A 16,793-nucleotide genomic window follows, 5' to 3' on the forward strand; every position below is an offset into this window, starting at 1 on the left:
TCAGGGATGGCGGGCACCGATGCACTGGCTCAGGACTTCGTCCGCTTCGCGGTGGACGCCGGCGTGCTGCGCTTCGGTGAGTTCAAGACCAAGGCCGGGCGGCTGTCGCCCTACTTCTTCAATGCCGGCCTGTTCGACGACGGCGCCAAGCTCGGGCGGCTCGCGGAATTCTATGCAGCGCGGCTGATGGCCTCGGGCCTGGCCTTCGACATGCTGTTCGGCCCGGCCTACAAGGGCATCACGCTGGCCGCGGCGGTGGCAGTGGAACTGGCGCGGCGTGGCCGCAACGTGCCCTTCGCCTACAACCGCAAGGAAGCGAAAGACCACGGCGAGGGCGGCACGCTGGTCGGCGCGCCGGTGACCGGCCGCGTTCTCATCATCGATGACGTGATTTCCGCGGGGACCTCGGTGCGTGAATCGATCCAGATGATCCGCGCCGCCGGCGCGCAGCCGGTGGCGGTGACGATTGCGCTGGACCGCCAGGAGAAGGCGGCCGAAGGCGGTGTCGACAGCCCGCTGTCCGCGGTGCAGCAGGTGAAGGCGCAGTGGCAGCTGGACGTGGTGGCCATCGCCACCTTGCAGGACCTGCTGCAGGTGCTGGCGTCGGCACAAGACCCGGCGATGGCCGGCCACAGCGAACGCGTGGCGGCCTACCGCGCGCGCTACGGGGTCTGAATGCCGGGCCGGCCCTTGCATCTCGATCGCGGCGCCACGCTGGCCGGGCTGCTGGCCCTGCTGGCCGCCGGGGCGGCCTGGGGGCAGGCCCGCCCCGATGGCGCGGCGTCGGGCGCCGGCATCTACACCTGTGTCGATGAACGCGGCAACCGGCTGACCTCCGACCGCCCGATCCCGGCCTGCATCGGCAAGGAACAGCGGGTGCTGAACCGCGACGGCTCCCTGCGCCGCGTGCTGCCACCCACCTTGACCGCCGACGAGCGCGCCGAACAGGAAGCCGCCGAACGCAGGGCCGCCGCCGCGCGTGCCGCGCAGGCCGATGCGGTGCGGCGCGACCGCAACCTGATGGCGCGATACCCCAACGAGGCCGCGCATCGCAAGGCGCGCGAGGCCGCGCTGGACACGGTGCGTGCCGCGTCCAAGGCCACCGAGCAGCGCGTGGCCGAACTGATCGCCGCGCGCAAGCCGCTGGACGAGGAAGCCGAGTTCTACAAGGGCCGCAACCTGCCGCTGCGGCTGAAGCAGCAGATCGACGCGAACGACGGTGCGATGGAAGCGCAGCGCAGCGCGACGCAGAACCAGGAAGCCGAACTGGTGCGCATCAACCGGCTGTACGACGCCGAGCTCGCGCACCTGCGCCTGCTGTGGGCTGGCGCCCAGCCGGGCTCGCTGCCGGCGCCGGCGGCCGCGCCCGAAGGCACTAGCCGAGCTTCTTCTTCAGCAAGTCGTTGACCTGCGCCGGGTTGGCCTTGCCACGGCTGGCCTTCATGACCTGGCCGACCAGCGCGTTGAAGGCCTTGTCCTTGCCGGCGCGGTATTCCTCGACCGACTTCGCGTTGGCGGCGACCACCTCGTCGATGATCTTCTCCAGCGCGCCGCTGTCGTTCATCTGCTTCAGGCCCTTGGCCTCGATCAGCGCATCGACCTCCCGGCCTTCGCCGGACCACAGCGCCTCGAACACCTGGCGCGCGGCGTTGTGCGAGACCGTGCCATCCTGGATGCGGCCGATCAGGGCGGCCAGCGTCGCGGCCGGCACCGGGCAGGCCTCGATGTCGCGCCCTTCCGCGTTCAGCCGCTTGGCCACTTCGCCCATCAGCCAGTTGGCCACCAGCTTCGGCGCCTGGCACAGGTCGCGCGCGGCCTCGTAGTAGCGCGCCAGGCCCAGGCTCTGGGTCATCATCGCCGCGTCGTAGGCGGGCAGGCCGTCGGTGCCCTGGAAGCGCGCGGCCATCGCGGCAGGCAGCTCGGGCAGCGTGGCCTTCACCCGCTCGATCCACTCCGGCGCGATCACCAGCGGCGGCAGGTCGGGGTCCGGGAAATAACGGTAATCGTGAGCGTCTTCCTTGCTGCGCATGGCCCGGGTCTCGCCGGTGTCCGGGTTGAACAGCACGGTGGCCTGCTCGATGGCCAGGCCGTCCTCGATCTGGTCGATCTGCCAGTTCACCTCGAACTCGATCGCCTGCTGCATGAAGCGGAAGGAGTTCAGGTTCTTGATCTCGCGCCGCGTGCCGAAGGGCGCGCCGGGCTTGCGCACCGACACGTTGGCGTCGCAGCGGAAGCTGCCTTCCTGCATGTTGCCGTCGCAGATGCCCAGCCACATCACCAGCGCATGCAGCGCCTTGGCGTACTCCACCGCCTCGGTGGCCGAGCGCATGTCCGGCTCGGTGACGATCTCCAGCAGCGGCGTGCCGGCGCGGTTCAGGTCGATGCCGGACTGGCCGTGGTAGTCCTCGTGCAGGCTCTTGCCTGCGTCTTCCTCGAGGTGCGCGCGCGTCAGCCGCACGGTGCGCGGCTGGTCGCCCAGCAGGAAGCTCACCGAGCCGCCCTGCACCACCGGGATCTCGTACTGGCTGATCTGGTAGCCCTTGGGCAGGTCGGGGTAGAAGTAGTTCTTGCGCGCGAAGATCGACAGCGGCGCGATCTTCGCGCCCACCGCCAGGCCCAGGCGGATGGCGCGGTCGACCGCCGCGCGGTTCATCACCGGCAAGGTGCCCGGCAGCGCCAGGTCCACCGCGCAGGCCTGCGTGTTCGGCGCAGCGCCGAAGGCGGTGGAGGCACCGGAGAAGATCTTGCTCTGCGTCGAGAGCTGGGCGTGGGTTTCGAGGCCGATCACGACCTCGTAGCCGCGGACGAGCGGGGCAGCGGAACTCATAGCGGTGAACGTTGGTGCCAGTCGGTCGCCTGCTGGAAGGCATGCGCGGCCTGTAGCAGCTGGCCTTCGGCGAAGTAGTTGCCGATCAATTGCAGCCCCACCGGCATGCCGTGCTCGCCGAAGCCGGCGGGCAGGCTCATGCCGGGCAGGCCGGCCAAGCTGGCGGGCAGCGTGAAGATGTCGGCCAGGTAGGCCTTGACCGGGTCGTCGCCCTGCTCGCCATGCTTCCAGGCCACGGTGGGGGCCACCGGGCCGGCGATCAGGTCGCAGCCGGCGAAGCAGCGCTGGAAGTCGTCGGCGATCATGCGGCGCAGCTTCTGCGCCTGCAGGTAGTAGGCGTCGTAGTAGCCGTGGCTCAGCACATAGGTGCCGATCATGATGCGGCGCTTGACCTCCGGGCCGAAGCCTTCGGCGCGGGTCTTGCGGTACATGTCCAGCAGGTCGGTGTACTGCGCGGCGCGGTGGCCGAACTTCACGCCGTCGAAGCGGCTGAGGTTCGAGCTGGCCTCGGCCGGCGCGATGATGTAGTAGACGGGGATCGACAGCTCGGTGCGCGGCAGGCTCACGTCCACCAGCGTGGCGCCGAGCTTCTCGAACTCGACCAGCGCGCGCCGCACCGTGATGTCGACGTCGCCGCCCAGCGTCTCGGGGAAGAACTCCTTGGGCAGGCCGATGCGCAGGCCTTCCAGCGGCCGGGCCGCCGAGGCACCGGCGCGCGGCGCCAGCATCTGCGCATGGAAGTCCTGCGGCGGGCGCTGCGCGCTGGTGGCGTCGCGCTCGTCGAAGCCGCTCATCGCCGACAGCAGCAGCGCGCAATCCTCGGCCGAACGCGCCAGCGGGCCGGCCTGGTCGAGGCTGGAGGCGAACGCGATCATCCCGTAGCGCGAGCACACGCCATAGGTCGGCTTGATGCCGGTGGTGGCGGTGAAGCTGGCCGGCTGGCGGATCGAGCCGCCGGTGTCGGTGCCGGTGGCCGCCGGCACCAGGCGCGCGGCCACTGCCGCAGCCGAGCCGCCGGACGAGCCGCCCGGCACGCGGTGGTGGTCCCAGGGGTTCTGCACCGGGTGGTAGGCCGAGTTCTCGTTGCCCGAGCCCATCGCGAACTCGTCGCAGTTCAGCTTGCCCAGGCTGACGGTGCCGGCGGCCGCCAGGCGCGCGACGACGGTGGCGTCGAACGGGCTGCGGTAGCCGAGCAGGATCTTCGAGGCCGCCGTGGTCGGCATGTCGGCGGTCACGAAGATGTCCTTGTGGGCCACCGGCACGCCCAGCAGCGGGCCCGCTTCACCGGCGGCGCGGCGCGCGTCGGCGGCCTTGGCGGCGGCCAGCGCGCCTTCGGCATCGACATGCAGGAAGCAGCCGAGTGCCTCGTGGCTGGCCACGCGCTGCAGCAGGTGCCGGGTCAGCTCGGTGCTGCTGAATTCGCCCGCGGCCAGCGCCCGGCCCAGCGCCGCCACCCCCAGGTCATGCCAGCTCATTCGATCACCTTCGGCACCAGGAACAGCCCGTCCTCTACGGCGGGGGCACTGCGCTGGTTGGCTTCGCGCTGGTTGCCTTCGGTGACCACGTCGTCGCGCAGCCGCAGCTCGACCTGCTGCAGCGCCGACAGCGGCGTGTACAGCGGCTCGACGCCGCTGGTGTCGACCGCGCTCATCTGCTCGACGATCGAGAAGAATTCGTTCAGGTTCGCCAGCATCACCGGCGCTTCGGCCGGCGACAGTTCCAGCCGCGCGAGCTTGGCGATGCGGCTCACGTCTTCAAGGTTCAGGGCCATCGGGAGTTACGTCCTGCAGCGGGTTTCCTAGAGCGAAAACCCGAGGGTGATCGGGTATTATCGCCGCCCATCCGGCTGCAGCCGTTCGCATGGCCTAGCCGCCCGAATTCCCCACCCCAGCCACCCATCGCGCCGCCGCACCCGTTGCCTGGCTGCCGCGTGCCGCAAGCGCTGATCGCCTCTCCGCCCTTCTCATGTTCGGATCCCTGCGTCGCTACTTCTCCACCGACCTGGCCATCGACCTCGGCACCGCCAACACGCTGATCTATGTGCGTGGCAAGGGCATCGTGCTCGACGAGCCCTCGGTCGTCTCCATCCGCCACGAAGGCGGCCCCAACGGCAAGAAGACCATCCAGGCCGTCGGCCGGGAGGCCAAGGCCATGCTCGGCAAGGTGCCCGGCAACATCGAGGCCATCCGACCGATGAAGGACGGCGTGATCGCCGACTTCACCGTCACCGAGCAGATGCTCAAGCAGTTCATCAAGATGGTCCATCCGCAGTCGCTGCTGCGGCCCAGCCCCCGGATCATCATCTGCGTGCCCTGCGGCTCGACCCAGGTCGAGCGCCGCGCGATCCGCGAATCGGCGCTCGGCGCCGGTGCGAGCGAGGTCTACCTGATCGAGGAGCCGATGGCCGCGGCCATCGGCGCCGGCCTGCCGGTGAGCGAGGCCTCGGGTTCGATGGTGGTCGACATCGGCGGCGGCACCACCGAGGTCGGCGTGATCTCGCTCGGCGGCATGGTCTGGAAGGGCAGCGTGCGCGTCGGCGGCGACAAGTTCGACGAAGCCATCATCAACTACATCCGCCGCAACTACGGCATGCTGATCGGCGAGCCCACCGCCGAGAGCATCAAGAAGAGCATCGGCTCGGCCTTCCCCGGCAGCGAGGTGAAGGAGATGGAGGTCAAGGGCCGCAACCTCAGCGAAGGCGTGCCGCGCTCGTTCACGATCTCGAGCAACGAGATCCTCGAGGCGCTGACCGACCCGCTGAACCAGATCGTCTCCAGCGTGAAGAACGCGCTCGAACAGACCCCGCCCGAGCTGGGCGCCGACATCGCCGAGCGCGGCATGATGCTGACCGGCGGCGGCGCGCTGCTGCGCGACCTCGACCGCCTGCTGGCCGAGGAAACCGGCCTGCCGGTGCTGGTGGCCGAAGACCCGCTGACCTGCGTGGTACGCGGCTGCGGCATGGCGCTGGAGCGCATGGAACGGCTGGGCAGCATCTTCACCTCGGAGTAAGGTTCGGTCCGCCCGCGCGATGCGGGCGCAACCCACGACGCGGCGCTCACCATGCCATTGGGCACCCTGGACCGCACCCCGCCGCCGTTCTTCCGGCAAGGACCCTCGGCGCTGAGCAAACTCGCGCTGTGCTCGGCGCTGGCCATCTTCCTGATGGCCGCTGACGCGCGCTTCAAGCTGACGCAGCCGCTGCGCGCGGGCCTGGCCACCGCGCTGCTGCCGCTGCAGCGGGCCCTGCTGGTGCCGGTGCAGCTGGCACAGGGCGGCGGCGACTACGCGCGCGGACTGAAGCAGGCCGTCGCCACACAGGACGAACTGCGGCTGAAGCTGGCCCAGCAGGCCGAGCGCGCCGCACGTGGTGACCAGCTGGCGCTGGAGAACAACCGGCTGCGTGCGCTGCTCGACCTGCGGCCCGCGCTGACGGTGAAGTCGCTGTCGGCCGAAGTGATGTACGAGGCGGCCGATCCGTTTTCGCGCAAGCTCTTCATCGACCGCGGCGCGACCCATGGCGTCGTGCTCGGCGCGCCGGTGATCAACGAGGCCGGCGTGCTGGGCCAGGTGACGCGGGTCTACCCGCTGAATGCCGTGGTGACGCTGCTGGTCGACAAGGACGCCGCGATTCCGGTGCTGAACAGCCGCACCCAGCAGCGCAGCGCGGCCTTCGGCGGTGCCGAGGGCGGTGGGCTGGAGCTGCGCTTCATGGCCGGCAATGCCGACGTGCAGGTGGGTGATGCGCTGACCACCTCGGGCGTCGATGGCGTCTACCCGCCGGGCCTGCCGGTGGCCAAGGTGGCCCGGGTCGATCGCAAGGTGGATTCGGGCTTCGCGCGCATCCTGCTCGCGCCGGCCGCGCCGGTCGACGGGGTGCGGCATGTGCTGGTGCTGGAGCCGCTGTCGGCGCAGCTGCCGCCGCCGCCCGAGCCGGCGGAGCCGGCCAAGGGCAAGGCCGACAAGGCCGAGCGGGCCAGCAAGGGGCCGCGCAAATGATCATGCCGCGCGGCTCGGACCAGCTGCTGCTGCCGGTGAACCCGCTGTTCATCGGCTTCTCGCTGCTGCTGGCGCTGGCGCTGGAGATGCTGCCGGTGGGCCGCCATCCCGCGTCGCCCGACCTGCTGGCGCTGGTGCTGGTGTTCTGGATCGTGCACCAGCCGCACCGCGTCGGCGTCGGCCTGGGCTTCGTGTTCGGGCTGCTGCTGGACGTGCACGAGAGCGCGGTGCTGGGCCAGCATGCGCTGGCCTACACGCTGCTGAGCTACTTCGCGATCACGATCCACCGGCGGCTGCTGTGGTTCTCGCTGCCGTCGCAGGCGCTGCAGATCCTGCCGCTGTTCTTTGCCGCGCATGGCGTCTCGATGATCGCGCGGCTGATCGTCGGCGGCATGTTCCCCGGCTGGACCGTGATGCTGGCGCCGGTGTTCGAGGCGATGCTGTGGCCGGTGGTGGTGTGGCTGCTGCTGGCACCGCAGCGGCGCCCGCCCGATCCGGATGAAAACAGGCCGCTGTAAGTAGCGTCGCACCATGACCGAGCTGAAGGATCTGGAGCGAGAACTCAGTCGCTTTCGCGGCCGGCTGCTGGCCGCGGCCGCCTTCGTGCTGCTGTGCTTCGGCCTGCTCGCCGCGCGGCTGGTGTGGCTGCAGGTCTACCGCCACGACGACCTGCAGACGCAGGCCGAGGCCAACCGCATCACCATCGTGCCGATCGTGCCGAACCGCGGGCTGATCGTCGACCGCAACGGCGTGGTGCTGGCCACCAACTACTCGGCCTACACGCTGGAGATCACGCCCTCGAAGGTGGAGGGCGAGCTCGAATCGGTGATCGACCAGCTGGCGCAGGTGCTCGACATCCAGCTGCGCGACCGCCGCCGCTTCAAGCGCCTGCTGGAGGAAAGCAAGAGCTTCGAGTCGCTGCCGATCCGCACCAAGCTGACCGACGAGGAAGTGGCCCGCTTCATGGCCCAGCGTTTCCGCTTCCCAGGCGTCGACGTGCGGGCGCGGCTGTTCCGCAACTACCCGGAAGGCGAGTCGGCCAGCCACCTGCTGGGCTACATCGGTCGCATCAACACCGCCGAAAAGCAGGCCATGGAAGACTGGGACGAAGACGCCCAGGCCAACTACAAGGGCACCGACTACATCGGCAAGCTCGGCCTCGAACAGAGCTACGAACGCGAGCTGCACGGCACCACCGGCTTCGAGGAGGTCGAGACCTCGGCCGGGGGCCGCGCGGTGCGCCGGCTGCGCAGCCATGCCGCGACACCCGGCAACACGCTGGTGCTGTCCATCGACATGCGCCTGCAGCAGCTGGTGGAGAAGCTGTACGGCGATCGCCGCGGCGCGCTGGTGGCGATCGACCCGAACACCGGCGAGGTGCTGAGCTTCGTCAGCAAGCCGACCTTCGACCCCAACCTGTTCGTCGACGGCATCGACGTCGACAGCTGGCGCGAGCTGAACGAGTCGATCGACAAGCCGCTGCTGAACCGGGCCCTGCGCGGCACCTACCCGCCGGGCTCGACCTACAAGCCCTACATGGCACTGGCCGGCCTGGCCACCGGCAAGCGCTCGCCGCAGCAGGCCATCTCGGACCCCGGCTACTTCTGGTTCGGCAACCACAAGTTCCGCGACGACCGCGAAGGCGGCCACGGCATGGTCGACATGTACCGCTCGATCGTGCAGAGCTGCGACACCTACTACTACATCCTCGCCAACGAGCTCGGCGTCGACGTGATGGCGCAGCACATGGCGCCGTTCGGCTTCGGCCAGATCACCGGCATCGACCTCGAAGGCGAGATGCGCGGCATCCTGCCCTCCACCGACTGGAAAAAGCGCGCCTACCGCAAGCCCGAGCAGCAGCGCTGGTACGCGGGCGAGACCATCTCGCTGGGCATCGGCCAGGGCTACAACAGCTTCACGATCCTGCAGATGGCCCAGGCCATCTCGACCCTGGCCGCCGGCGGCCAGCGGCACAAGCCGCACCTGGTGAAGGACGTGGTCGACGTGGTGACGAACCACACGCGCTCGGTCGGCGCGCAGCCGCTGGAACCGGTGCCGATCAAGCCCGAGCACCTGGCCGTGATCCGCCAGGCGCTGGTGGGCGTGAACATCGAAGGCACCTCGGCCACCGCCTTCCGCGGCGCGGGCTACCAGGCCGCCGGCAAGACCGGCACCGCGCAGGTGGTGGGCATCAAGCAGAACGAGAAGTACAACGCCGCGAGCCTGGCCGAGCACCTGCGCGACCATGCGCTGTACATCGCCTACGCGCCGGCCGAGAACCCGCGCATCGCGGTGGCCCTGGTCGTGGAGAACGCCGGCTTCGGCGCTCAGTCGGCCGCGCCGATCGTGCGCCGCGTGTTCGACTACTGGCTGCAGGGCCTGTACCCGACCGACGAGGACATCGCCGCGGTGCAGCAGGGCCAGGCCGCCGCACCGCTGAAGCCGCCGGTGCCGATCGCGAAGCTGGCGGAGGCCGCGCGATGAGCGCCCGGGGCCGGAGAGCGGCAGCATGATCGCGATCGTCGAGCGTCCCTCGCTGTGGCAGCGCGTGCGGCCGGTGCTGTCGGTGTTCGACGGGGCGCTGGCCGGCGGGCTGCTGCTGCTGTGCGCGATCGGGCTGACGATCATGTACTCGGCCGGCTACGACAGCGGCACCCGCTTCGTCGACCACGCCCGCAACATGGCGCTGGGCTTCGTCGTGATGTTCGTGATGGCGCAGGTGCCGCCGCAGCGGCTGATGCGGCTGGCCGTGCCGCTGTACACCGTGGGCGTGGCGCTGCTGGTGGCCACCGCGCTGTTCGGCATCACCAAGAAGGGCGCGACGCGCTGGCTCAACGTGGGCATCGTGATCCAGCCCAGCGAGATCCTGAAGCTTGCGATGCCGCTGATGCTGGCCTGGTGGTTCCAGAAGCGCGAGGGCCAGCTGCGCATGCTGGACTTCCTGATCGCCGGCGCGCTGCTGCTGGTGCCGGTGGGGCTGGTGGTCAAGCAGCCCGACCTGGGCACCGCGATCCTGATCCTGTCGGCCGGGCTGTACGTGATGTTCTTTGCCGGCCTGTCGTGGAAGCTGATCCTGCCGGTGCTGCTGGCGGCCGGCATCGGGCTGGCGGCGGTGGTGGTCAGCGCGGACCGGATCTGCGAGCCCGAGGTCGTGTGGCCGCTGCTGCGCGACTACCAGAAGCACCGCATCTGCACGCTGCTCGACCCGACCACGGACCCGCTGGGCAAGGGCTTCCACATCATCCAGGGCATGATCGCCATCGGCTCCGGCGGCGTCACCGGCAAGGGCTTCATGAACGGCACGCAGACGCACCTGGAGTTCATTCCCGAGCGCACCACCGACTTCATCTTCGCGGCCTATGCCGAGGAGTTCGGGCTGCTCGGCACCGGGCTGCTGATCGTCGCCTTCGCCTGGGTCATCCTGCGCGGGCTGCTGATCGCGGCGCAGGCGCCCACGGTGTTCTCGCGCCTGCTGGCGGGTGCCATCACGCTGAGCTTCTTCACCTACGCCTTCGTCAACATGGGCATGGTCAGCGGCATCCTGCCGGTGGTGGGCATTCCACTGCCCTTCGTCAGCTACGGCGGCACGGCAATGGTGACGCTCGGCCTCGCGCTGGGCATCCTGATGTCGATTGCCCGCAGCCGCGGGTTGATGCAGCGCTGACACCGCCACAGGAGATCGGCATGGATGCGAAGCCCGTGGTGGGCGTCATCGGCACCGGCAACATGGGCGGCGCGATGGCCCTGCGGCTGCGCGAGCTCGGTCATGCGGTGTGGGTGCGCGACCTGCTGCCCGAGCAGGAGGCGCCGGCGCTGGCCGCCGGCGCGATGCGCGCGGCCAGTGCCGCCGCGCTGGCCGCGCAGTGCGAACTGGCGGCCGTGGCGGTGGTCGACGCGCCGCAGACGCGCGAGGTGCTGTTCGGTGCGCAAGGCGTGGTTCACGCGGCGCGTCGGCCGGTGGCCGTGCTGCTGTGCCCGACCATCGCGCCGGACGATGTCGAGCAGGCCGCGGCGGAACTCGCCGCCCACGGTATCGGCTGCATCGATGCGCCGATGTCCGGTGGCCCGGCGCGCGCCCGCGACGGCAGCATGAGCCTGATGGTGGCCTGCGAGGACGCTTTTTTTGGGCGTTACGAGCCGCTGCTGCGCGGCATCGGCGCGCGGCTGTTCCGGGTCGGCCGGCGGCCGGGCGACGGCGCGCGCACCAAGCTGGTCAACAACCTGCTGGCGGCGGTGAACCTGGCCGGCGCGGCCGAGGCCATCGCGCTGGCCCGGCGGCTGGGGCTGGAGGCCACCACCACCCTGGAAGTGATCGCGCAATCCAGCGGCCAGAGCTGGATCGGCAGCGACCGCATGGCCCGCGCGCTGGCCGGCGATTTCGCGCCGCGCGCCCATACCACGCTGCTGGCCAAGGACTCGGCGCTGGCGATCGGCATGGCGCGGGCGGCCGGCGTCGAGCCGGCACTCGGCGTGCAGGCTGCCGCGCTGTTCCGGGCCGCCTGCGACGCCGGGCATGCCGGGCTCGACGACGCGAGCCTGCTGCCTTTCGTCGAGGCGCTGTGGCGCGGGATCGATCCGCCGCGGGGCTGAGCTCACTCCTCCGCAACGGCCGGCGCGGGGGTGGCATCGCCGCGCGGCAGCATCGCGAAGCGCACCGTGAACAGCGCGCCCGGCCCCTGGCCCTGCGCGGCCGCCTGGGCGCGCGGCCGCGCGTTGGCAATCGAGATCTCGGCCTGGTGGCGCTGCGCGATCTCCTGCACGATGGCCAGGCCCAGGCCGCTGCCATCGACGTCGGTGCCGAGCGAACGGTAGAAGGGCCGGAACACCAGCTCGCGCTCGGCCTCGGGAATGCCCGGGCCGGTGTCCTCCACCTGCAGCACCACCACCTGGCCGAAGGGGTCGTCCACCACCCGCACCGTGACGCTACCGCCCGAGGGCGTGTACTGCAGCGCATTGTCGACCAGGTTGCGGATCAGCTCGCGCACCAGCAGCGGCTCGCCAAGCAGCCGGCCGTGCAGCGCCTGCCGGTCCTCCGGCCCCTCGTAGCCGAGGTCGATGCGCTTGTCCATCGCCTTGGGCACGAAGTCGCGCACGGTCTCGCGCGCCAGCCGCACGATGTCGACGTCCTGCTGCTGGCGCGCGCCCTCCTTGTCCTCGGCACGCGCCATCGCCAGCAGCTGGTTCACCATGTGGGCGGCGCGCTGGCTGGCATGGGCAATCTGCTGCAGCGAGCGCTTCAGCGCCTTCGGGTCCTGCTCGCCCGCATCGATCTCGCGCTGGGCCAGCTCGGCCTGCATGCGCAGGCCGGCCAGCGGCGTCTTCAGCTGGTGCGCCGCGTCAGCCAGGAAGTGCTTCTGCGTGCTCATCGAGCGGTCCAGCCGCGCCAGCAGGTCGTTGATCGAGCCGACCAGCGGCGCCACCTCCTCGGGCACGTCGCGTTCCTCGAGCGGGCTCAGGTCGTGGCTCTCGCGGCGGCGAATGCGCTGCTGCAACTCGTTGAGCGGCTTGATGCCGCGCGCCAGCGCGAACCACACCAGCAGCACCGCCAGCGGCAGCACGACGAACTGCGGGACGATGACGCCCTTGATGATCTCGGTGGCCAGGTGCGAGCGCTTGTCCAGCGTCTCGGCCACCTGCACCAGCGGCGGCACCTCGCCCGGCACGCCGGTGGCGGCGAGCCAGACATAGGCCACGCGCACCGCGTCGGACTGCACCTCGTCATCGCGGTAGCGCAGGTCCTGCGCCGGGCCGGGCGGCTCGTCGGGCACCGGCAAGGACCGGTCGCCGGCAACGAATTCACCCCGCGCACCCAGCACCTGGAAGAACACGCGGTCGGAGTCGTCCGCGCGCAGCACCTCGGCCGCCACTTCGGGCAGCCGCAGCCTGACCTGCGACAGGCGGCCCGGCCCACCGGGCTCGACGACCACCTGGCGGGCGATCGTGCGGGCCATCTCGGCCAAGTCGCGGTCGAACGGCCGGTTCGCGATGCTCTGCGCCGCCAGCCAGGTCAGCGCCACGCTCATCGGCCACAGCAGCAGCAGCGGCGCGAGCATCCAGTCGAGGATCTCGCCGAACAGCGACCTTTGTTCACGCGGGGCAAGGGCTTGCATGGGCGGCGCCAGCATAGCCTGCACCGCACGGCCGAGCTCAGGCCTGAATCTTCTCCAGGCAGTAGCCGAGCCCGCGCACCGTGGCGATGCGGATCGGCCCTTGCTCGATCTTCTTGCGCAGCCGGTGGATGTAGACCTCGATCGCGTTGTTGCTGACCTCTTCGCCCCATTCGCACAGGCGGTCGACCAGCTGGTCCTTGCTGACCAGGCGGCCGGCGCGCTGCAGCAGCACTTCCAGCAGGCTCAGCTCGCGCGCCGAAAGCTCGATCATCTGGTCGCTGATGTAGGCCACGCGGCCAGTAGCATCGAAAGTGAGCGGCCCATGCTTGATCAGGCTCGACGCGGTGCCCAGCCCGCGCCGCGTCAGCGCCCGCACCCGCGCTTCCAGCTCCTGCAGCGAGAAGGGCTTGGCCATGTAGTCGTCGGCCCCCAGGTCCAGGCCCTTGACGCGCTGCTCGACGCTGTCGGCAGCCGTCAGGATCAGCACCGGCACCGCCGAGCCGCGCGCGCGCAGCTTGCGCAGCACCTCGAAGCCATGCAGCTTGGGCAGTCCGAGGTCCAGGATGAGCAGGTCGAACTCGTGCGACGAGAGCGCCGCATCCGCCTCGCTGCCGCTGCCCACCTGGTCCACGGCATAGCCCGAGGCGCGCAGCGAGCGCATCAAGCCATCGGCCAGCACCTGGTCGTCTTCGGCGATCAGAATCCGCATCTCGTGTCTCCTGCGCGGTGGCCGCCTCGCAAAGTGGGCGCTTGCAGGCCTTGATTTTAGGCATCCCCAAGGGGACGGAGGGCTTGCGAAAACGCAGTCGGACTCACTGTACAAACATCCAGCTTCTGCCGTATAGTCGCGCCCAACCCGAGGAGAGCCTTGCCATGGATGCACCCGTCAAAGCGCTGAACACCGAGAAAGCCAAGGCCCTGCAGGCCGCACTGGCCCAGATTGAAAAGCAGTTCGGCAAGGGCTCGATCATGCGCCTGGGCGACGGCGAGGTGGTCGAGGCGATCGAGGTGGTCTCCACCGGCTCGCTGGGCTTGGACATCGCGCTGGGCGTCGGCGGCCTGCCGCGCGGCCGGGTGGTCGAGATCTATGGCCCTGAATCCTCCGGCAAGACCACGCTGACGCTTCAGGTGGTGGCCGAGATGCAGAAGCTCGGCGGCACCTGCGCCTTCATCGATGCCGAGCACGCGCTGGACACCGGTTACGCGCAGAAACTCGGCGTCAACCTGCAGGAGCTGCTGATCAGCCAGCCCGACACCGGCGAGCAGGCGCTCGAAATCGTCGATGCGCTGGTGCGCTCCGGCTCGGTGGACCTGGTCATCATCGATTCGGTGGCCGCGCTCACCCCGAAGGCCGAACTCGAAGGCGAAATGGGCGATTCGCTGCCCGGCCTGCAGGCCCGGCTGATGAGCCAGGCCCTGCGCAAGCTGACCGCGACGATCAAGAAGACCAACTGCATGGTCATCTTCATCAACCAGATCCGCATGAAGATCGGCGTGATGTTCGGCAACCCCGAAACCACCACCGGCGGCAACGCCCTGAAGTTCTATGCCTCGGTGCGTCTGGACATCCGCCGCACCGGCAGCATCAAGAAGGGTGAAGAGGTCATCGGCAACGAGACCAAGGTCAAGGTCGTCAAGAACAAGGTCGCCCCGCCCTTCAAGACCGCCGAGTTCGACATCCTCTATGGCGAAGGCACCAGCCGCCATGGCGAGATCATCGACATGGGCGTGAACGCCAAGATCCTCGAGAAGTCCGGCGCCTGGTACGCCTACAACGGCGAGAAGATCGGCCAGGGCAAGGACAACGCGCGCGAGTTCCTGCGCGAGAACCCCGACCTCGCGCACGAGATCGAGAACAAGGTGCGCGAAGCGGTGGGCGTGCCGCTGCTGCCGCCCCTGAGCGCAGCAGACGGCCAATGAGGGTCGCTGCACGCGGCCCCGCCGGGTCGCCTTGCCACCTCTAGCACGATGGCGGCTCGCCCCGCCTCCCTGAAGGTGCGCGCGCTGCAGTGGCTGGCGCAGCGCGAGCACAGTCCGCTCGAGTTGCGCGGCAAGCTGCTGCGCCTGCTGCAGGACGGGCAGCGCCGGTCCGCCGCCGCAGCCGGGGACGGCGACCCTGCGGCACCCGACGCAGAGGCCGCCGCGGCCGAGGTCGATGCATTGCTCGAATGGTTGAGCCAGCATGGCTTCCTCTCGCAGCAGCGCTTCGTCGAGAGCCGGGTGCAGGCCCGGCAGGCACGCTTCGGCAACCTGCGCATCCAGCGCGAACTGCAGCAGCACGGCGCGGTGCTCGACGCACCAGCGCGCGAGGCGCTGCACGAAAGCGAGTTCGATCGTGCCCGCGAGGTCTGGCGCAAGAAGTTCGGCCGTACCGCCGCGGCCCCAGCCGATGCCGCCGCCGCGGCCGCCGCTCGATTGCGGCAGATGCGCTTTCTCACCGGCCGAGGCTTCTCGCCGGAGGTGATTCGCCGCGTGCTGGCCCGTGCCGGCGAATCCGACACCTGAGCCAATAGCCCCTCCTGTCGCTGAGTTCAGGACGCCACACCGTCGGCTTGCCGTCAGGTTTGCCGCGGCGCAGCATGCTAAATTGCGAAGGTTTGTTCCTCCAGCGCCGGCTCATCTGCCCGGCTCCCTCAGCCCCAGCCGACCGTGCGCGGCGGCTTTTGTTTTGACTCCCCCTTCGCAGTGAGCCCCCGATGAAGATCCACGAATACCAAGGCAAAGAAATCCTGCGCCAGTTCGGCGTGCCGGTACCGCGGGGCTACCCCGCTTTCACGGTGCAGGAGGCGGTGGAAGCCGCGCAGAAGCTGGGCGGCAGCGTCTGGGTGGTGAAGGCGCAGATCCACGCAGGCGGCCGCGGCAAGGGCGGCGGCGTGAAGCTCGCGCGCTCGATGGATGAGGTCAAGGCGCTGGCGGGCCAGATCCTCGGCATGCAGTTGAAGACGCACCAGACCGGCCCCGAAGGCCAGAAGGTGCGCCGCCTGCTGATCGAGGAAGGCGCCGACATCAAGAAGGAGTACTACGCTGCCGCGCTGACCGATCGCGCGACGCAGAAGGTCGCACTGATGGCCTCCAGCGAAGGCGGCATGGACATCGAGGAAGTGGCCCACAACACGCCCGAGAAGATCATCAAGGTCTTCGTCGAACCCGCTGTCGGACTGACCGACGCGCAGGCGCTGCAGCTGGCCCGGGGCATCGGCGTACCCGAGGCCTCGCAGCCGCAGGCGGTGGACGTGTTCAAGAAGCTCTACAAGACCTACATGGACACCGATGCCTCGCTGGCCGAGATCAACCCGCTGATCCTCGAAGGCAACGGCAACATCAAGGCGCTGGACGCGAAGTTCAACTTCGACGCGAACGCGCTGTTCCGCCACCCCGAGATCGTGGCCTACCGCGACCTCGACGAAGAAGACCCCGCCGAAATCGAGGCCAGCAAGTTCGACCTGGCCTACATCAGCCTGGACGGCAACATCGGCTGCCTGGTCAACGGTGCCGGCCTCGCGATGGCGACGATGGACACCATCAAGCTGTTCGGCGGCGAGCCGGCCAACTTCCTCGACGTTGGCGGTGGCGCCACTGCCGAGAAGGTCACCGAGGCTTTCAAGATCATGCTGAAGAACCCGGATGTGAAGGGCATCCTGGTCAACATCTTCGGCGGCATCATGAAGTGCGACACCATCGCCGAAGGCGTGATCACCGCCTGCAAGGCCGTGAACCTGAGCGTGCCGCTGGTGGTGCGCATGAAGGGCACCAACGAAGACCTGGGCAAGAAGATGCTCGCCGAGAGTGGGCTGCCGATCATCAGTGCCGACACGATGGCCGAGGCGGCCACCAAGATCGTCGCAGCCGTGAAGTGAGCG

16 protein-coding genes are annotated in these 16,793 nt (G+C 69.5%); 11 read left to right on the forward strand and 5 right to left on the reverse strand.

The genetic code is table 11. The annotated features are described in order from the left end of the window. Positions 1–6: 6 nt before the first annotated feature. Positions 7–675, forward strand: coding sequence for an orotate phosphoribosyltransferase (gene pyrE / locus ACILR4_RS03885; RefSeq protein ID WP_395699512.1), 669 nt, complete (start codon positions 7–9; stop codon positions 673–675). A 15-nt stretch (positions 676–690) separates the two neighbouring features. Then, positions 691–1,407: a DUF4124 domain-containing protein gene (locus tag ACILR4_RS03890; protein ID WP_395699513.1), complete on the forward strand. Its 717-nt coding sequence runs from the start codon at positions 691–693 to the stop codon at positions 1,405–1,407. On the opposite strand, the gene gatB is transcribed toward ACILR4_RS03890, so the two are convergent. Genes gatB through gatC form a run of 3 tightly spaced genes read right to left on the reverse strand, consistent with a single transcriptional unit; the run spans position 1,376 to position 4,598 of the window. After that, positions 1,376–2,827 (reverse strand): Asp-tRNA(Asn)/Glu-tRNA(Gln) amidotransferase subunit GatB, encoded by a 1,452-nt coding sequence (gene gatB / locus ACILR4_RS03895; RefSeq protein WP_395699514.1) that lies wholly within the window; start codon positions 2,825–2,827, stop codon positions 1,376–1,378. The two genes, ACILR4_RS03890 and gatB, sit on opposite strands and share 32 nt — an antisense overlap. Then, positions 2,824–4,302 (reverse strand): Asp-tRNA(Asn)/Glu-tRNA(Gln) amidotransferase subunit GatA, encoded by a 1,479-nt coding sequence (gene gatA / locus ACILR4_RS03900; protein ID WP_395699515.1) that lies wholly within the window; start codon positions 4,300–4,302, stop codon positions 2,824–2,826. Before gatA ends, gatB begins: the two co-directional genes overlap by 4 nt. Then, positions 4,299–4,598, reverse strand: a complete 300-nt coding sequence (gene gatC, locus ACILR4_RS03905) for an Asp-tRNA(Asn)/Glu-tRNA(Gln) amidotransferase subunit GatC (RefSeq protein ID WP_395699516.1) — start codon at positions 4,596–4,598, stop codon at positions 4,299–4,301. The genes gatA and gatC overlap by 4 nt, the downstream gene beginning before the upstream one ends. Before the next feature lie 194 nt (positions 4,599–4,792). Here gatC and ACILR4_RS03910 point away from each other — a divergent pair, with 194 nt between their 5' ends. From ACILR4_RS03910 to ACILR4_RS03935, 6 genes are read left to right on the forward strand one after another with little or no spacing between them, the layout of a single operon-like run. Then, complete coding sequence (locus ACILR4_RS03910; protein WP_395699517.1) at positions 4,793–5,836, forward strand: rod shape-determining protein; 1,044 nt, start codon at positions 4,793–4,795, stop codon at positions 5,834–5,836. Between the two features lie 51 nt (positions 5,837–5,887). Then, complete coding sequence (gene mreC / locus ACILR4_RS03915; protein ID WP_395699518.1) at positions 5,888–6,823, forward strand: rod shape-determining protein MreC; 936 nt, start codon at positions 5,888–5,890, stop codon at positions 6,821–6,823. Beyond that, entirely contained in the window at positions 6,820–7,341 is a 522-nt protein-coding gene (mreD, locus tag ACILR4_RS03920) for a rod shape-determining protein MreD (protein WP_395699519.1), read from the forward strand. The genes mreC and mreD overlap by 4 nt, the downstream gene beginning before the upstream one ends. A 13-nt stretch (positions 7,342–7,354) precedes the next feature. After that, entirely contained in the window at positions 7,355–9,307 is a 1,953-nt protein-coding gene (gene mrdA / locus ACILR4_RS03925) for a penicillin-binding protein 2 (protein ID WP_395699520.1), read from the forward strand. 25 nt (positions 9,308–9,332) lie between these two features. Beyond that, entirely contained in the window at positions 9,333–10,487 is a 1,155-nt protein-coding gene (gene rodA, locus ACILR4_RS03930; protein WP_395699521.1) for a rod shape-determining protein RodA, read from the forward strand. A gap of 20 nt (positions 10,488–10,507) precedes the next feature. Then, complete coding sequence (locus ACILR4_RS03935) at positions 10,508–11,413, forward strand: NAD(P)-dependent oxidoreductase (protein WP_395699522.1); 906 nt, start codon at positions 10,508–10,510, stop codon at positions 11,411–11,413. Positions 11,414–11,415: 2 nt separating this feature from the next. Here the strand turns inward: ACILR4_RS03935 and ACILR4_RS03940 are convergent, their stop codons facing one another. Both ACILR4_RS03940 and ACILR4_RS03945 read right to left on the reverse strand, forming a co-directional pair. Then, positions 11,416–12,933: a sensor histidine kinase gene (locus ACILR4_RS03940; RefSeq protein ID WP_395699523.1), complete on the reverse strand. Its 1,518-nt coding sequence runs from the start codon at positions 12,931–12,933 to the stop codon at positions 11,416–11,418. A gap of 37 nt (positions 12,934–12,970) precedes the next feature. Next, complete coding sequence (locus ACILR4_RS03945; protein ID WP_395699524.1) at positions 12,971–13,642, reverse strand: response regulator transcription factor; 672 nt, start codon at positions 13,640–13,642, stop codon at positions 12,971–12,973. Between the two features lie 164 nt (positions 13,643–13,806). Here ACILR4_RS03945 and recA point away from each other — a divergent pair, with 164 nt between their 5' ends. The 3 genes from recA (at position 13,807) to sucC (ending at position 16,790) form a co-directional block, all read left to right on the forward strand. Continuing rightward, positions 13,807–14,853: a recombinase RecA gene (gene recA / locus ACILR4_RS03950; protein ID WP_395699525.1), complete on the forward strand. Its 1,047-nt coding sequence runs from the start codon at positions 13,807–13,809 to the stop codon at positions 14,851–14,853. A 48-nt stretch (positions 14,854–14,901) separates the two neighbouring features. Beyond that, positions 14,902–15,438, forward strand: a complete 537-nt coding sequence (locus ACILR4_RS03955; protein ID WP_395699526.1) for a regulatory protein RecX — start codon at positions 14,902–14,904, stop codon at positions 15,436–15,438. A gap of 191 nt (positions 15,439–15,629) precedes the next feature. Then, a complete protein-coding gene (gene sucC / locus ACILR4_RS03960) occupies positions 15,630–16,790 on the forward strand; it encodes an ADP-forming succinate--CoA ligase subunit beta (protein WP_395699527.1) in 1,161 nt (386 codons plus the stop codon). The last annotated feature ends 3 nt before the right edge of the window (positions 16,791–16,793 follow it).

Source organism: Aquabacterium sp., assembly GCF_044226965.1.
Classification (GTDB): Bacteria; Pseudomonadota; Gammaproteobacteria; order Burkholderiales; family Burkholderiaceae_C; genus Pseudaquabacterium.

Bases quoted from the DNA above. Each gene is read 5' to 3' on its own strand.
- ACILR4_RS03955 (WP_395699526.1), top strand. From the start codon at position 14,902: ATGGCGGCTCGCCCCGCCTCCCTGAAGGTGCGCGCGCTGCAGTGGCTG.
- ACILR4_RS03935 (WP_395699522.1), top strand. From the start codon at position 10,508: ATGGATGCGAAGCCCGTGGTGGGCGTCATCGGCACCGGCAACATGGGC.
- mreD (WP_395699519.1), top strand. From the start codon at position 6,820: ATGATCATGCCGCGCGGCTCGGACCAGCTGCTGCTGCCGGTGAACCCG.
- gatA (WP_395699515.1), bottom strand. From the start codon at position 4,302: ATGAGCTGGCATGACCTGGGGGTGGCGGCGCTGGGCCGGGCGCTGGCC.
- rodA (WP_395699521.1), top strand. From the start codon at position 9,333: ATGATCGCGATCGTCGAGCGTCCCTCGCTGTGGCAGCGCGTGCGGCCG.
- mrdA (WP_395699520.1), top strand. From the start codon at position 7,355: ATGACCGAGCTGAAGGATCTGGAGCGAGAACTCAGTCGCTTTCGCGGC.
- gatB (WP_395699514.1), bottom strand. From the start codon at position 2,827: ATGAGTTCCGCTGCCCCGCTCGTCCGCGGCTACGAGGTCGTGATCGGC.
- sucC (WP_395699527.1), top strand. From the start codon at position 15,630: ATGAAGATCCACGAATACCAAGGCAAAGAAATCCTGCGCCAGTTCGGC.
- recA (WP_395699525.1), top strand. From the start codon at position 13,807: ATGGATGCACCCGTCAAAGCGCTGAACACCGAGAAAGCCAAGGCCCTG.
- ACILR4_RS03945 (WP_395699524.1), bottom strand. From the start codon at position 13,642: ATGCGGATTCTGATCGCCGAAGACGACCAGGTGCTGGCCGATGGCTTG.
- pyrE (WP_395699512.1), top strand. From the start codon at position 7: ATGGCGGGCACCGATGCACTGGCTCAGGACTTCGTCCGCTTCGCGGTG.
- ACILR4_RS03940 (WP_395699523.1), bottom strand. From the start codon at position 12,933: ATGCAAGCCCTTGCCCCGCGTGAACAAAGGTCGCTGTTCGGCGAGATC.
- gatC (WP_395699516.1), bottom strand. From the start codon at position 4,598: ATGGCCCTGAACCTTGAAGACGTGAGCCGCATCGCCAAGCTCGCGCGG.
- ACILR4_RS03910 (WP_395699517.1), top strand. From the start codon at position 4,793: ATGTTCGGATCCCTGCGTCGCTACTTCTCCACCGACCTGGCCATCGAC.
- mreC (WP_395699518.1), top strand. From the start codon at position 5,888: ATGCCATTGGGCACCCTGGACCGCACCCCGCCGCCGTTCTTCCGGCAA.